Below are 14,755 nucleotides of genomic sequence, written 5' to 3'. Positions count from 1 at the left end.
GGGACCGGGAGTCCGGCGCCGAGGCCCCGCAACGAGCGGCGGACGCGGGCAGCCTCCCGCGCACCAACACGTCCCCCGCATCGGACCCGGCATCGGACCCGGCATCGGACCCGGCGGCGGACCCGGCGGCGGGCAGGCGCCCCGCAGCCACCGGCCCGTGCCACCGGGCCCCCACTGGACAACGCCGGGAGCGGATCGTCGGCGGTGGGCGGGTGCGCGAGCGGGCCGCTGCGGACAGCGGGCGGCGGGCGGAGGCGCGGTGGTGGCAGGCGCCCGAGGCCGGGCGGGCCAATGCCGTGCATCCCGGGGCCTGGTGGCTGTGGGCCCTCGGGCTCGCCGTCGCCGCGTCGCGGACCACCAATCCGCTGCTGCTCGGGCTGCTCGTCGGCGTCGCCGGATATGTCGTGGCGGCCCGCCGCACCGACGCCCCCTGGGCCCGCTCCTACACCGCGTTCCTCAAGCTGGGGCTCGTGGTGATCGCCATCCGGGTCCTCTTCTCCGTGGTGCTGGGCTCTCCGCTGCCCGGGACGCACACCCTGTTCACCCTGCCCGAGCTGCCGCTGCCCGAGTGGGCGCGCGGGATCCGCGTCGGCGGGCGGGTCACCGCCGAGCAGGTCGTGTTCGCGCTGTACGACGGTGCCAAGCTGGCCGCGCTGCTGATCTGCGTCGGCGCCGCGAACGCCCTCGCCGCCCCCGCGCGGCTGCTGCGCGCTCTGCCCGGTGCCCTGTACGAGGCCGGGGTCGCCGTCGTCGTCGCCATGACGTTCGCGCCGCACCTGGTCGCCGATGTCGGCCGGCTGCGGACCGCGCGCCGGCTGCGCGGCCGTTCCGCCGGCGGGATCAGGGCGGTGGCCCGGATCGGGCTGCCGGTGCTGGAGAGCGCGCTGGAGCGGTCGGTGGCCGTCGCCGCCGCGATGGACGCGCGCGGATACGGGCGTACCGCCGAGGTGTCCCCCGCCGTCCGCCGGACCACCGCCGTCTGCACCCTCGGCGGGCTCATCGGCATCTGTGCCGGGACGTACGCCCTGCTGGCGGCCGAGGGCGCCGCGTACGGTGTGCCGCTGCTCGCCGCCGGGCTCGCCGCCTCGGTCGCCGGGCTGCGGCTGGGCGGGCGGCGCTCGCCGCGCACCCGGTACCGGCCCGACCGTTTCGGGCCACGCTCCTGGCTGGTGGCCGGTTCCGGCGCGGCCGTCGCCGCCCTGATGATCGCCGCCGCCGGGTACGCGCCCGGGGCGCTGCACCCCTCGCTCATCCCGCTGACCCCGCCCGAGCTGCCGCTGTGGCCCGCGCTCGCGACCCTGGCCGGGCTGCTCCCGGCCCTGGTCGCACCAGTTCCCGTACCCGCCACCAACACCGTCACCGCCCGCGAGGAGGCCCCGTGATCCGCTTCGAGGACGTGTCGGTCACCTACGACGACACGGCGGGCCCCGCGCTGCGGGACGTCGACCTCACCGTCCCCGAGGGGGAGCTGGTGCTGCTCGTCGGCCCCTCGGGAGTCGGCAAGTCGACCCTGCTCGGTACGGTCTCCGGGCTCGTGCCGCACTTCACCGGCGGCACCCTGCGCGGCCGGGTCACCGTCGACGGCCGGGACACCCGTACCCACCGGCCCCGGGACCTCGCCGACGTCGTCGGTACGGTCGGCCAGGACCCGATGGCGCATTTCGTCACCGACACCGTCGAGGACGAACTCGCCTACGGCATGGAGTCCCTGGGGCTGCCGCCCGCCGTGATGCGCCGCCGCGTCGAGGAGACCCTCGACCTGCTGGGCCTGGCCGATCTGCGCGAGCGGCCGATCGCGACCCTGTCGGGCGGGCAGCGGCAGCGGGTGGCGATCGGGTCCGTGCTCACCCCGCACCCGCGCATCCTGGTCCTGGACGAGCCGACGTCCGCGCTCGACCCCGGCGCCGCCGAGGACGTCCTCGCCGTACTGCAACGCCTGGTGCACGACCTGGGGACCACCGTCCTCCTCGCCGAACACCGGCTGGAACGGGTGGTGCACTACGCGGACCGGGTCATCCTGCTCCCGGGCCGGGGGCAGGCGCCCGTCCTCGGCACCCCCGCCGAGGTGATGGCCGTCTCCCCGGTCCGCCCGCCCGTGGTCGACCTGGGCCGGCTCGCCGGCTGGGACCCGCTGCCGCTGACCGTCCGGGACGCCCGCCGCCGGGCCGGCGCCCTGCGCGCACGCCTGGCGGACACCCCCGTACCCCGTCCGCCGCGGCCGGCCACGGCGGACGGGCGGGTGAGCGCCGTCACCGAGCGGCTGACCGTGCGCCGGGGCCGCACCGAGGCCCTGCGCTCCGTGGACCTCACGCTGACCGCCGGCGAGGTCGTCGCCCTCATGGGCCGCAACGGCGCCGGCAAGTCGACCCTCCTCTCCACCCTCGTCGGACTGGTGGAACCGGCGTCGGGAACGGCCCGGGTCGGCGGCCTCACCCCCCACCGGGCCCGCCCGGCGGAGCTGATCCGCAAGGTCGGCCTGGTCCCGCAGGAGCCGCGCGACCTGCTGTACGCGGAGACCGTGGCCGCCGAGTGCGCGGGCGCCGACGAGGACGCGGAAGCCGCCCCCGGCACCTGCCGGGCCCTGGTCGGCGAGCTGCTGCCCGGGGTCGCCGACGACACCCACCCCCGTGATCTCTCCGAGGGGCAGCGCCTCGCGCTCGCCCTCGCGGTCGTGCTCACCGCACGGCCCCCGCTGCTGCTCCTGGACGAGCCCACCCGGGGCCTGGACTACGCGGCGAAGGGGCGGCTCGTGCGGGTCCTGACCGGGCTCGCGGCCGACGGGCACACCGTCGTACTCGCCACGCACGACGTGGAGCTGGCGGCCGAGCTGGCGCACCGGGTGGTGATCCTCGCCGACGGCGAGGTGCTGGCCGACGGCCCGACCGCCGAGGTCGTCGTCTCGTCGCCCGCGTACGCGCCGCAGGTGGCCAAGGTGCTGGCGCCCCTGCCATGGCTCACCGTGGCCCAGGTCGGGCAGGCACAGTGACCCGCACCCCCCGCACCACGCAGGCCACCCGCAACGGCCACACCCCCCGCACCACGCAGGCCGTACGCCTCGGCCCCCGCGCCGTCGCCGCCCTCGTCCTCGTCGGCGCGATCGGGGTGGCCGCCTTCGGCTGGCCGCTGCTCGCCTCGCCCGGCTCCGGGGTCGCCGCGCATCACACCGACGCGCCCTGGCTCTTCGCGCTGCTGCTGCCGCTGCTGGTCGCCGTCGCGGTCGCGACGATCGCGGACTCCGGCCCGAGCGCCAAGGCGGTGGCGATGCTGGGCGTGCTCGCCGCCGTGGGCGCGGCGCTGCGCCCGCTGGGCGCGGGGACGGCCGGCCTGGAGCCGATGTTCTTCCTGATGGTGCTCAGCGGCCGGGTGCTCGGCCCCGGCTTCGGCTTCGTCCTGGGCTCGGTCACGATGTTCGCGTCCGCGCTGCTCACGGGCGGGGTGGGCCCCTGGATGCCGTTCCAGATGCTGGCGATGGGCTGGTTCACGATGGGTGCCGGGCTGCTGCCGGGCCCGGAGCGGATCCGGGGCCGGGCCGAGGTGTGGCTGCTCGGCGCGTACGGCACGGTCGCGTCCTTCGCGTACGGCACGGTCATGAACCTCCAGGGCTGGACCTACATCGGCGGGCTGTCCTCGGGGATCTCCTTCCAGCCGGGCGATCCGCTCGCCGACAACCTGGTCCGTTTCCTCGCGTACTGCGTGGCGACCTCACTGGGCTGGGACCTGGGCCGGGCGGCGATGACGCTGGTGCTCACCCTGACGCTGGGCACCGCCGTCCTGCGGGCGCTGCGGCGGGCGACCCGGCGGGCGGCCTTCGAGGCGCAGGTCACATTCGAGCCGCCGGCGGGGGCCGTCGCGGGTGAGGAGCCCCACAGGGCACCGGAGCGCCACTACCCGGCCTCGTAGACCCCAAGGCCCCTCCCGGCGCCCCTCCGCCGCGGGCCCGACCTGCGCGGACGGGGTCGTCAAGGGGCCAGGTCACAGGGTGCCCGCTGCGAGGCGGCCTCGTAGCGGGCGTCGTTGCGGCGGGGTCCTTCGGGCCGCTACAACTGTCGAGTCGCCCGGCACGGACCGGTCCCCGGACCTCCGTGACAGTGCGGCGGCCGGATCCCCCGCGTCCCGTACGCGGATCCGGTCCGCCCCGGCGGCGGTCCTGTTCCCGACGTTAGGTAATCCGCCTTGTCCCGCTCCGTTCTCCGTCGTATCGCCCGCCCGAAGACCGCTCTGGTGGGTGCCGCCATCACGGCCACCGCCGGCGCCGTGGTCCTCGGTGTGAACGCACCCGCCGCGTCCGCCGCCCCGGCGGCCCCGACGGTCGCGTCCACGCAGGCGATCGCCAAGAAGGTGATCAAGGATGACGCGCAGTACCAGTGCTTCAACAAGATCGTCGACCATGAGAGCGACTGGAAGGTGACCGCCACCAACCCGTCGAGCGGTGCGTACGGCCTGGTGCAGGCCCTGCCGGCTGGCAAGATGGCCACGCACGGCTCCGACTGGCGGACCAACCCCGAGACCCAGATCAAGTGGGGTCTCGACTACATGAAGGACCGCTACGGCAGCCCGTGCGGCGCCTGGGCCAAGTGGCAGACCCAGGGCTGGTACTGATCACTCCGGTCCTGATGGCGAACTGACGGCACACAGCGGGGCCGGGACTCGAAAGGGTCCCGGCCCCGCTGCCGTCCCCCCGGGGAGCACGGCGCAGGAACCTACAGCCGCTGAAGGATCGTGGCCGTGGCGAGCCCCCCGCCCGCGCACATCGTCACCAGCGCGAATTCCTTGTCCCGCCGCTCCAGCTCATGCACCGCCGTGGTGATCAGCCGGGCCCCGGTCGCCCCCACCGGATGGCCGAGCGCGATCGCGCCCCCGTTGACGTTCACCTTCTCCAGGTCCTGGTCGAAGACCTGGGCCCAGCTGAGCACCACCGAGGCGAACGCCTCGTTGATCTCCACCAGGTCGATGTCCGCGAGCGTCATCCCCGCCTTCCCCAGCACCGCGCGGGTCGCGTCGATCGGCCCGTCCAGATGGAAGTGCGGATCCGAGCCGACCAGCGCCTGGGCGACGATCCGGGCCCGGGGCCGCAGCCGCAGCGCCCGTGCCATCCGCTTCGACGCCCACATGATCGCGGCGGCGCCGTCGGAGATCTGCGAGGAGTTGCCCGCCGTGTGCACGGCCGTCGGCATCACCGGCTTCAGCCCGGCCAGCGCCTCCATGCTGGTGTCCCGCAGCCCCTCGTCCCGGTCGACCAGCCGCCACATGCCCTGGCCCGCCGCCTGCTCCTCCTCCGTGGTGGGGACCTGCACGGCGAACGTCTCGCGCTTGAACCGCTCCTCCGCCCACGCCGTCGCCGCCCGCTGCTGGGAGAGCAGCCCCAGCGCGTCCACGCGCTCGCGGGTCAGCCCCCGGCGGCGGGCGATCCGCTCGGCCGCCACGAACTGGTTCGGCAGGTCCACGTTCCACTCTTCGGGGAAGGGCTTGCCGGGGCCGTGCTTGGTGGCGCTGCCCAGCGGGACCCGGGACATCGCCTCCAGGCCGCAGCTCACCCCGACGTCGATCACGCCCGTCGCCACCATGTTGGCGACCATGTGGGCGGCCTGCTGGGAGGAGCCGCACTGGCAGTCGACGGTCGTCGCGGCGGTCTCGTACGGCAGTCCCATGGCCAGCCAGGCGGTGCGCACCGGGTTCATGGACTGCTCGCCGGCGTGGGTGACGGTGCCGCCGACGATCTGTTCCACGCAGTCCGGCTGGATGCCGGTACGGCCGAGGAGTTCGCGGTAGGTCTCGCCCAGGAGGTAGGCGGGGTGGAGCTGGGCCAGCGCCCCTCCGCGCTTGCCGATGGGGGTGCGTACGGCTTCGACGATGACGGGTTCCGCGGCCATGACTCGTGACTCGTCCTCTCCAGACGGGCGCGGGCGTACCGGTCCGGACGTTCCGGACGGGCGCGGGCCCACCGGCCTACCGGGGTACCGGCGCGTACCGGGGCATCGGCGTACCGGCGCACCGCGCGAGAACTGGTACGCGTTCTAGTTCCCACGCTCAGTCTTATGAGAGTTACCGTCGGTACGCAAGGGTCTTGCACGCCCCGCACCACCCCGGCGCGCCAAGGGATCCCGTTACGGGCCTTGCGACTTGTAGAACTCGTTACTAGCTTTCGGTCAGCATCTGATGGGGCGTCAGTGACATCGCGCCAGCACGGGCCGGTGTCCCGGGCGCCGACACCTGGCCAGGAGTTGCCGATGCCCTGCCCCCGCGCTCCCGAACCCCCAGAACCCTCCCCGCTGCCCGAAGGCTTCGACTTCACCGATCCCGATCTGCTGAGCGCCCGCGTGCCGCTCCCCGAGTTCGCCCTCGCCCGCAGCACCGCGCCGGTCTCCTGGGTGCCGCAGCGGCGCGGCGTCTCCGGCTTCGACGACGAGGGCTACTGGGCGGTGACCCGGCACGCCGACGTCCGCCATGTCTCCGTCCGCCCGGAGCTGTTCTCCTCGTACGAGAACACGGCGGTCATCCGCTTCAACGAGTCGATCCAGCGCGACCAGATCGACGTCCAGCGGCTGATCATGCTGAACATGGATCCCCCGGAGCACACCCGGGTACGGCAGATCGTCCAGCGGGGATTCACCCCGCGCGCGGTCGACTCGCTGGAGGCGGCGCTGCGGGCGCGGGCCCGTTCGATCGTGGACGGGGCCGTGGCGCGCTCCCGGGACGGCGGCTCCTTCGACTTCGTGAGCACCGTCGCCGTCGAACTCCCGCTCCAGACCATCGCCGAGCTGATCGGCGTCCCCCAGGAGGAGCGGGCCCGGATCTTCGAGTGGTCCAACACGATGGCCTCGTACGACGATCCCGAGTTCGCGATCACCGAGGAGGCGGGTCTGGAGGCGACGCTCCAGTTCATGTCGTACTCGATGAACCTGGCGGCCGCCCGCAAGGCGTGCCCGGCCGAGGACATCGTCACCCGGCTGGTCGCGGCGGAGGGGGCGGGAAACCTCTCGTCCGACGAGTTCGGCTTCTTCGTCATCCTGCTGGCGGTCGCCGGGAACGAGACGACGCGGAACGCCATCACGCACGGGATGCACGCGTTCCTCACCCACCCCGGCCAGTGGGAGCTGTACAAGCGGGAGCGGCCGCGCACGGCGGCGGAGGAGATCGTGCGCTGGGCGTCCCCGATCATGTCCTTCCAGCGGACGGCGACCGAGGACGTGGAGCTGGGCGGGGCGCGGATCGCCCGGGGGGACCGGGTGGGGCTCTTCTACTCGTCCGCCAACAACGATCCGGAGGTCTTCGAGGACCCGGGGACCTTCGACATCACGCGCGACCCCAATCCGCATCTGGGCTTCGGCGGCGGCGGCCCGCACTTCTGCCTGGGCAAGTCGCTGGCGGTGCTGGAGATCGAATTGATCTTCAACGCGCTGGCGGACGCGCTGCCGGATCTGCGGCTGGCGGGCGAGCCGCGCCGGCTCCGGTCGGCCTGGCTGAACGGGGTGAAGGAACTCCAGGTCACCGTGGGTGACTGAGTCCGTGGCGGCCAGGGCGCTCCCGGGTGACTGAGCCCCTCGCCACCGGGGCGCTCCCGGGTGGCGGGGCCGGGCGCCATGACGGATCCTGGCTGGACGCGACGATCCAACCCCGGGGCACGGGTGGATGCCCGTGCCCCGGGGCCGCGTCCTCGCTGGTGCCGCCGCGTCGCCGCCCGTGCTACTGGGGCGCGGCGGGGACCGGGGTCCCCTCCTGCGGCTCCCCCGGCTCCTTGCCCGGGTCGGCGCCCTGGCGGGCACCGCGCCCTTCGCCGGACTCCCGGGCCGCCGGGACGAGCACGGTGGCCTGCGCGGGAGCCGTGACGGGCCCCGTACCCACCGCCTCCGTGGCTTCCCCGGCCGCCTCGGCTTCCTTCGGGACGATCACCTTGCGGCGCCCCGACAGTACGTACGTGAGGCCGAAACCGGCGGCGACGACCGTGGCGCCGCCCACCGCGTCCAGGATCCAGTGGTTCGCGGTGCCGACGATCACGGCGAGCGTGATCGCCGGATGGATCAGCCCCAGGACCTTCATCCACAGCTTGGGCGCGAGCATCACGACCACCACACCGCACCACAGCGACCAGCCGAAGTGCAGCGACGGCATCGCCGCGTACTGGTTGGTGACCGCCGTCATCGCCCCGAACTCCGGGTTCGACAGGTCCTGCGTCTTGTGGACCGTGTCGACGAAGCCCATGCCGGGCATCAGCCTCGGCGGCGCCAGCGGGTAGAGCCAGAAGCCGACCAGCGCCAGCACCGTGGCGAAGGCGAGCGCCGAGCGGGCCCAGCGGTAGTCACCCGGGCGGCGGACGTAGAGCAGCCCGAGGATGATCAGCGGAACGGGGAAGTGGAACGACGTGTAGTAGAAGTTGAAGAAGTTCTCCAGCCAGTCGATCCCCACGACCCAGTGGTTGAACCAGTGCTCGATGTCGATCCCTATGGCCTGCTCGATCGAGTTGATCTGGCGGCCGTGCTCGCGGGCCTCGTCGGCTCCGGCGGTGGCCATGAGCCGGATCTTCGAGTAGATCGAGTAGCCGACGCGGATCGCGATCAGTTCGAGCAGCAGATTGGGCCGGCTGATCACCCGCCGCCAGAACGGCAGCAGCGGGATCCGGCCCCAGCGGGACGGCTCCGGCGTCACGTACACCGTCGGGACCGGCTTGGCGAAGTGCGGCGACGTCCGGCTCAGGAACGGCACGGCACAGGCCGCCGCGACCGCCATCAGCAGGACGGCGTTCTCCCGTATCGGCCCGGTGATCAGGATGTTCGGCAGCAGCATCTTGCCGGGCAGGGTGATGGCCGCGACGGTGAGGAACGGCCACAGCATCCGGTCCCGCTGGCGCGTGCCGACCCGGCCGACGACGGCGAGCAGCACCCACAGGGTCTGGTACTGCCAGGTGGCCGGCGACACGGCGACCGCGACACAGCCGGTCAGCGCGACCGCGAGGAGGAGCTGCCCGTCCTTCGCGTAGTGGACCGCCCGGCGCAGACCCAGCCAGGCGACAGCGGCGGCGAGCAGCAGATACAGCGCGATCTCCAGCGGCCCCTCCAGGCCGAAGCGGAGCAGCATGCCGTGGATCGACTGGTTGGCGAGGCCGTCGGAGGGGCCACCGAGCCCGGTGCCCGCGAGATGGTCGACCCAGTACTCCCAGGACTCGCGCGGCAGCGCCGCCCACGCGAGCGCGGAGGCGGCGGCGAAGGTGAGCCCGGTGGACACGGCGGCCTTGCGGCGGCCGGTGAACCAGAGCAGCGGGGCGAAGAGCAGCACGGTCGGCTGGAGGGCCGCGCCGATGCCGATGAGGACACCGGCCGCGCGCTGACTGCGCACGGCGAAGGCGCCGACGAGGACGAGCACCACCGGGAGGAGGCTGAGCTGGCCCAGGTGGAAGCTGTTGCGCACGGGCAGCGAGATCAGCAGCAGGATGAGGGCGACGGGCGCGGCCAGCGGCGCCGTACGGCGGGAGACCGGCCCGGGGAGGGCGCGGGCCGCCAGCACGCCGACGGCGATGACCAGCAGCAGGATGCCGAAGGTCCAGGGGATGTGGAGCGCCGGGTCCGCCGAGCGGGTCAGCGGTCCGAGGAGCAGCCCCGCGAAGGGTGTACCGGTGAAGGGGTCGCCCTTGAAGCGGTCCTCCGCGTACATGGAGCCCTCGTCGTGCAGGGCTCCCGCCACGCCGACCCAGTTCCCCATGTCCAGGAGGCGTTCCCCGACCGGCTGCCGCAACACCACCGCCGTCTGCCGTACGGCGAGGACGGCGGCCACGAGCCACAGCGCGATCCTCGCCATGGCCATCCTCGTGTCCGTCGTCACACTCCCGCGCACGCTGTGCTCCGCGTTCGCCACGTCGCGCCGCGCCTCCCCTACGTTCCGATACGGTCTGTTCTGTCCGGTCTTCGCTGGTGTGCCCTGGTCTCCCGAGCCTCGCACGGCCCATCCGAAGAGACTCCGGCAACCCCCTCTTCGCCTGACCGTCACCCGGTCCGGACACGATGCGGCGATCGGCCGGTCCCGGGCTCCCGCCAAGAGGCGCGCCCGCGACGGCGCACCCGAGGAGCGGCGGGGGACATGCAGGAGCCGGCGGCGACCCGATGATCGCCGACGGCCCTCCGGGCGGACCCGGGATCCCTCGCTGACTTAAGTTTGACGTATGAGCGACGGTAGTCAGCAGTCCCATCTGGAACGACGGCCCGACGAGCAGTGGCGCGAGGTGGATCGCTATGTGACGGATCTCCTCTCACCGGACGACGAAGCCCTCGCCGGAGCCCTCTCCGCCGGCGCGGAAGCGGGTCTCCCGGCGATCGCCGTGGCGGGGAACCAGGGCCGGATGCTCCAGCTCCTGGCGAAGACCGCCGGGGCCCGCCGGATCCTGGAGATCGGCACCCTGGGCGGATACAGCACGATCTGGCTGGCACGGGCGCTGCCGTCCGGCGGCCGGCTGATCTCCCTGGAGTACAACCCGGCCCACGCGGAGGTCGCCCGCGCCTCCCTGGACCGCGCGGGCCTCTCCTCGGTGGCCGAGGTCCGCACGGGCGCGGCCCTGGACACCCTCCCGCAGCTGGCGGCGGAGCCGGGCGCGGGCCCGTTCGACTTCTTCTTCATCGACGCGGACAAGGTCAACAATCCGCGTTACGTGGAGTGGGCGCTGAAGCTGTCCCGCCCGGGGAGCGTGATCGTCGTGGACAACGTGATCCGGGGTGGGGCGGTCCTGAACGAGGACGGCGATCCGTCGGTGCGGGGCACGCGGGAGATGTTCGATTTGGTGGCTGCCGAGCCGCGCCTGGAGGCGACGGCGGTGCAGACGGTGGGGTCGAAGGGGTACGACGGCTTCCTGCTGGCCCGTGTCGTGTCCTGAGCCCTGGGCGGGCTCCCGGGCCTTCTGCCGAGCCTCGGCCGGGGTCCGGGGCCCGGCGACATTCAGCCCCGTGGGGGTTCCCCTGGACGAAGTCTGGGGGGAGATCGAGGCGCGGGGGTTTCGGGGGCTGGCTCCCGACAGCGGCCCGCACATGCCAGGTGCCCGGAAACGATCCGACCCTGTGGCAAGCTGCCCAAAATTTAGCCCCTCCGACGATGAGGCCGCACAAAATCCAGCCTCTTGGGGGTCCCCCCGGACGAAGTCTGGGGGAGATTGAGGCGCAGGGGTTCGGGGACTGGTCCCCGACGAGGGCCCGCACGCTGCGGGGCGTTTCGCCTGTGCGGCGGGGCAGGGTGCCGGTCCGTCCTCAATCGCCGGACGGGCTCAGTTTGTGCGGGTGGTCCCGGGCCCGGGTGGTGGTGCGGGTTGGCGGGGCCTCCGGGCTCACCTCCTCGGGGTCGGCGAGCGTACTCACGAGGTCCGGTGCGGGCGGGTCTCCGCCGATCCCCTGCGGGGGCGACCCTGCACCCCCGCCCTCGTCCACGGCGCGGGCGACCGGTACCCCGCGCCGGGGGAAAGCAGAGGCCGAGGCCCCCGCACCGACACGGGCGGGCAGCGCGAGGCCCCAGGCGATCACCCGCGTGATATCGAGCCGCACCAGCCCTGCCATCGCACACCAGTTCGCCGACTTTAAGTTCATATTCCGGTACAGCCACTCCACTCGGTAGCCTGCCGGCTACCCAAGGAAGCCGGAGTGGAAGTTGGTGGCGGCGTGACCAATATCAAGGAGCTGAATCCGGACGAATCCCCGCAGGCCGCCTTCGGCGCGAAGGTCCGCAGCGCGCGGGAGACGCGCCAGTGGCGGCAGGAGGATCTGTCCGAGCGGATGGACGTCTCCAGCACACATGTCTCGGCCATCGAAACCGGCCGGAGGCCCCCGACCCTGCGCTTCGCCCGCAAGGCCGACCGGGCACTGGAGTGCGGCGACAAATTCGAACGCCTGTGGCGCGATCTCAAGCACGGGAGCCTGCTGGAGGGCTTCCCGGAGTTCGTGATGCACGAGGGCCGGGCGGCGGAGATCCGGCTGTACGAGGTGGGTGTCGTCCCGGGGCTGTTGCAGACCCCGGAGTACGCGGCGGCCCTGGCGGAGGGCTTCGTCAAGCGGGGCGCGATCACCGAGGAGCAGGCCGGGGAGCGGGTCGCTCTGGTCGCGGAGCGGCAGACCGCGTTCGACCGGAGGCTGCCGCCGCTGGTCTTCGCGGTGCTGGACGAGAGCTGCCTGCGTCGGCCGGTCGGCTCGCCCTCGGTCATGGAGGAGCAGTTCGCGCGGCTGCTGGAGTTCGCGGAGCTGCCCAACACGGTGCTCCAGGTGGCACCGTTCACGATGGGCGCGAGCCGTCCGTTCAACCTGCCGGTCACCTTGCTCACGCTGCCGGACCGGTCGCTCATGGCCTACTCCGAGGCCGCTCAGCGCGGCTATCTTGAGCGGGAGAGCACAGCGGTACTCCCCATACTGACGGCCTACCACCAGCTCCAGGCAGCGGCACCTTCCCCGGCGGAGTCCCTGACCCTGATCAGCCAGCTACGAAAGGGCATCCTGTGATGACCGAGTCCCCCCGCTGGTTCACGTCCTCGTACAGCGACAACGGCGGCCAGTGCGTCGAGGTCGCCGTCAACCTCACCGCAACACAAGGCATCGTCCCGGTCCGGGACTCGAAGACCCCCCACGGACCGGCACTCGCCCTCCCCACCACCGCGTTCACATCCTTCGTGACCGCTGTGAAGGCCGGAAAGCTCGACACCGTCTGACCGTCAACGACGAAAGGACACCCGTGACGACCGAGTCCCCCCGCTGGTTCACGTCCTCCTACAGCAACAACGGCGGCCAGTGCGTCGAGGTCGCCGTCAACCTCGCCACCGCCCACGGCATCGTCCCGGTCCGCGACTCCAAGAACCCCCACAGACCGGCACTCGCCCTCCCCACCACCGCGTTCACCACCTTCGTGACCGCCGTCAGAGGCGGAGAGTTCGACACCGTCTGACCCGCACAAGCACCATGCGCCCCGCCGCTCCCCTCACGAGAGCGGCGGGGCGCACGCATCAGGCGCCCTCAGACGGGAAGCGCCCAGCTCGGGCCGTCAGGCGTTCCGAGCCACACCCGCTGGCCCTCGGGGGTGATGGTCGCGCCGAAGGCGGACAGGTGGGGTGAGCCGTGGCTCTGCCAGACGGCGATGGCGTCCTCAAGGGCCGTCCAGAGCTTGAGCGGGCCGTGCTGGGTCACGGTCCACCCGCCGTTCCCGTCCGGCCTGGTGCGTGCCTGGGAGCCGGTGGCGACGTCGAGCAGGATCTGCTCGGTGCCCATGCCGAGCCGTTCGGCCGAGGGGGTGGCGAGCTGGGCGACGAACCGGCCGGTCCAGTCGTCCAGCAGGGTGGGGTCGATCCGGCTGGGGCGCTCCTCGCCGGGCAGGGACTCGAACAGGCCACGCGGGGGCCGGTCGTGCGGCCGGGCCATCATGAACGAGGTGTATCCGGGCAGGAACCGCCCCGTGGCCCCGCCGGTTCCGTCGGCGGTGAGCAGCGTCAGCCCGTGCCCGAAGCCCCACCCCGCGAGGGTGACGAGCAGGGTTCCGCCCTCCTCGATCTGCCGCAGGAGCGTGTAGGGGATGTGCCGCATCGCGCAAAAGGCGATGACGGTGTCGTACGGCGCCCGGTCCGGGTGGCCGCGCAGCCCGTCGGCGGTGATGAGGTCGGGGGTGTATCCGGCCTCGGCGAGGGCCTTTCGGGCGCGTTCCGCAGCGGCCGGGTCGGTCTCGACCGCCGTCGTGTTCTCCTCCCCGGCGACCTCGCAGACGTACGCGGTGGACAGGCCCGTACCGGCCCCGACGATCAGCACTCGCTGCCCCCGGGCAACGCCGGCCTGTTCGAGCATCCACAGGACGAGCCCGGGGAGCGTCGAGGACGACGTCGGGGTCCCGCCGGTCACCGGGCCGGTGGCGTCCTCGGCGAGAACGCCGTCGAGCTGCGTCACCCAGGTGGTGTTCTCGTACGTCATCCGCAGCCACTCGTCCTCCGGGACATCGGCACGGCGCACCGGGGTCCAGACCGTGACCCCGGGCGGGGCGCTGGGCCGGTAGACCGCAGGCCCGAGGAACACCTCACGGGGGACGGCCTCGGCCGCGCGGCGCACCTCGGGATCGTGCAGCAGGCCATCCGCGACGAACTGCTCGACAAGCTGCCGGCGCAGGGCCCTGGCGGTGTCGGTGGTGGTCATGCGGTGGTGCCCTTCTGGAGGGTGTCCGCGAGCGCGGTCGTGATGCCCCTGGTCGTGGGCTGATTGACGAACGCCCGCTCACAAGCTAGAGCCTCCCCGCGTCCCCTATCAATCGTGGTGTCCCGGGCGGGCGAGGCAATGCAAGCCCATGGCCGGCAGGTCACCACGGCTGTGCGCCCGTACACCACCGGAGCGGCGGGGCGCATGCCCGCGCTCGGGCCACGCAGCCGCACGGGGTACGGTCGGGCGAGACCCCTCACAGCGAAGGAAGTGCCGTGGCCAGCGTCGTAAAGATCAACGTTCTGACCGTCCCCGCCGAGCAGCGCGAGGTGCTGGAGAAGCGGTTCGCGTCGCGTGCCGGAATGGTGGAGAGCGCCGACGGGTTCGAGTGGTTCGAGCTGCTGCGGCCGGTGGAGGGGACGGACCAGTACCTGGTCTACACCCGCTGGCGCAGCGAGGCCGACTTCGAGAAGTGGATGGCGACCTCGATGCGCGGCGCCCACGCCCCCCAGGGCGGCGGCGAGGGCGGCGGGGAGCAGCCGAAGCCGGCCGCGACCGGGTCGGCGCTGTGGTCGTTCGAGGTCGTCCAGTCGGCGTCCCCGAAGGCCTGACGACTTCTCCCGGCGGGG

Annotated in this window: 13 protein-coding genes; 10 read left to right on the top strand and 3 right to left on the bottom strand. The window is 73.0% G+C overall.

The genetic code is table 11. The features are described from left to right. The first annotated feature begins 212 nt into the window (after positions 1-212). The 4 genes from SYYSPA8_RS06615 (at position 213) to SYYSPA8_RS06600 (ending at position 4,599) form a co-directional block, all read left to right on the top strand. The gene (locus SYYSPA8_RS06615; protein ID WP_323446000.1) at positions 213-1,382 is read left to right on the top strand and encodes an energy-coupling factor transporter transmembrane component T; all 1,170 of its coding nucleotides are present in this window, start codon (positions 213-215) and stop codon (positions 1,380-1,382) included. Next, a complete protein-coding gene (locus SYYSPA8_RS06610) occupies positions 1,379-2,986 on the top strand; it encodes an ABC transporter ATP-binding protein (protein WP_323445999.1) in 1,608 nt (535 codons plus the stop codon). The genes SYYSPA8_RS06615 and SYYSPA8_RS06610 overlap by 4 nt, the downstream gene beginning before the upstream one ends. Beyond that, positions 2,983-3,900: an ECF transporter S component gene (locus SYYSPA8_RS06605; RefSeq protein ID WP_323445998.1), complete on the top strand. Its 918-nt coding sequence runs from the start codon at positions 2,983-2,985 to the stop codon at positions 3,898-3,900. Before SYYSPA8_RS06610 ends, SYYSPA8_RS06605 begins: the two co-directional genes overlap by 4 nt. Before the next feature lie 273 nt (positions 3,901-4,173). Further along, positions 4,174-4,599, top strand: coding sequence for an aggregation-promoting factor C-terminal-like domain-containing protein (locus tag SYYSPA8_RS06600; protein WP_323445997.1), 426 nt, complete (start codon positions 4,174-4,176; stop codon positions 4,597-4,599). 101 nt (positions 4,600-4,700) lie between these two features. Here the strand turns inward: SYYSPA8_RS06600 and SYYSPA8_RS06595 are convergent, their stop codons facing one another. Next, complete coding sequence (locus SYYSPA8_RS06595) at positions 4,701-5,870, bottom strand: steroid 3-ketoacyl-CoA thiolase (RefSeq protein ID WP_323445996.1); 1,170 nt, start codon at positions 5,868-5,870, stop codon at positions 4,701-4,703. A gap of 357 nt (positions 5,871-6,227) precedes the next feature. Here SYYSPA8_RS06595 and SYYSPA8_RS06590 point away from each other — a divergent pair, with 357 nt between their 5' ends. Beyond that, complete coding sequence (locus SYYSPA8_RS06590) at positions 6,228-7,502, top strand: cytochrome P450 (protein ID WP_323445995.1); 1,275 nt, start codon at positions 6,228-6,230, stop codon at positions 7,500-7,502. 181 nt (positions 7,503-7,683) lie between these two features. On the opposite strand, the gene SYYSPA8_RS06585 is transcribed toward SYYSPA8_RS06590, so the two are convergent. Beyond that, positions 7,684-9,789 carry a bifunctional glycosyltransferase 87/phosphatase PAP2 family protein gene (locus SYYSPA8_RS06585; RefSeq protein WP_323445994.1) on the bottom strand — a complete coding sequence of 702 codons (2,106 nt, stop codon included), beginning with the start codon at positions 9,787-9,789 and terminating at the stop codon, positions 7,684-7,686. A 361-nt stretch (positions 9,790-10,150) separates the two neighbouring features. Between SYYSPA8_RS06585 and SYYSPA8_RS06580 the strand changes: the two genes are divergently transcribed. From SYYSPA8_RS06580 to SYYSPA8_RS06565, 4 genes are all read left to right on the top strand, one after another. After that, entirely contained in the window at positions 10,151-10,855 is a 705-nt protein-coding gene (locus tag SYYSPA8_RS06580; RefSeq protein WP_323445993.1) for an O-methyltransferase, read from the top strand. A gap of 772 nt (positions 10,856-11,627) precedes the next feature. Beyond that, complete coding sequence (locus SYYSPA8_RS06575; protein WP_323445992.1) at positions 11,628-12,458, top strand: helix-turn-helix domain-containing protein; 831 nt, start codon at positions 11,628-11,630, stop codon at positions 12,456-12,458. Then, positions 12,458-12,664: a DUF397 domain-containing protein gene (locus SYYSPA8_RS06570; protein ID WP_407705916.1), complete on the top strand. Its 207-nt coding sequence runs from the start codon at positions 12,458-12,460 to the stop codon at positions 12,662-12,664. Before SYYSPA8_RS06575 ends, SYYSPA8_RS06570 begins: the two co-directional genes overlap by 1 nt. Before the next feature lie 23 nt (positions 12,665-12,687). After that, positions 12,688-12,897: a DUF397 domain-containing protein gene (locus tag SYYSPA8_RS06565; protein WP_323445990.1), complete on the top strand. Its 210-nt coding sequence runs from the start codon at positions 12,688-12,690 to the stop codon at positions 12,895-12,897. 68 nt (positions 12,898-12,965) lie between these two features. On the opposite strand, the gene tgmC is transcribed toward SYYSPA8_RS06565, so the two are convergent. Beyond that, on the bottom strand, positions 12,966-14,126 hold the full coding sequence (tgmC, locus tag SYYSPA8_RS06560) for an ATP-grasp peptide maturase system methyltransferase (protein WP_323445989.1): 1,161 nt from the start codon (positions 14,124-14,126) through the stop codon (positions 12,966-12,968). Positions 14,127-14,401: 275 nt separating this feature from the next. Here tgmC and SYYSPA8_RS06555 point away from each other — a divergent pair, with 275 nt between their 5' ends. Further along, complete coding sequence (locus tag SYYSPA8_RS06555; protein ID WP_323445988.1) at positions 14,402-14,737, top strand: antibiotic biosynthesis monooxygenase family protein; 336 nt, start codon at positions 14,402-14,404, stop codon at positions 14,735-14,737. Positions 14,738-14,755 lie beyond the last annotated feature (18 nt).

The organism is Streptomyces yaizuensis, assembly GCF_034961445.1.
In the GTDB taxonomy this organism is placed as follows: domain Bacteria; phylum Actinomycetota; class Actinomycetes; order Streptomycetales; family Streptomycetaceae; genus Streptomyces; species Streptomyces yaizuensis.
Note: the sequence above shows the minus strand (reverse complement) of the source record. Positions and strands in the feature narration are given on the sequence as shown.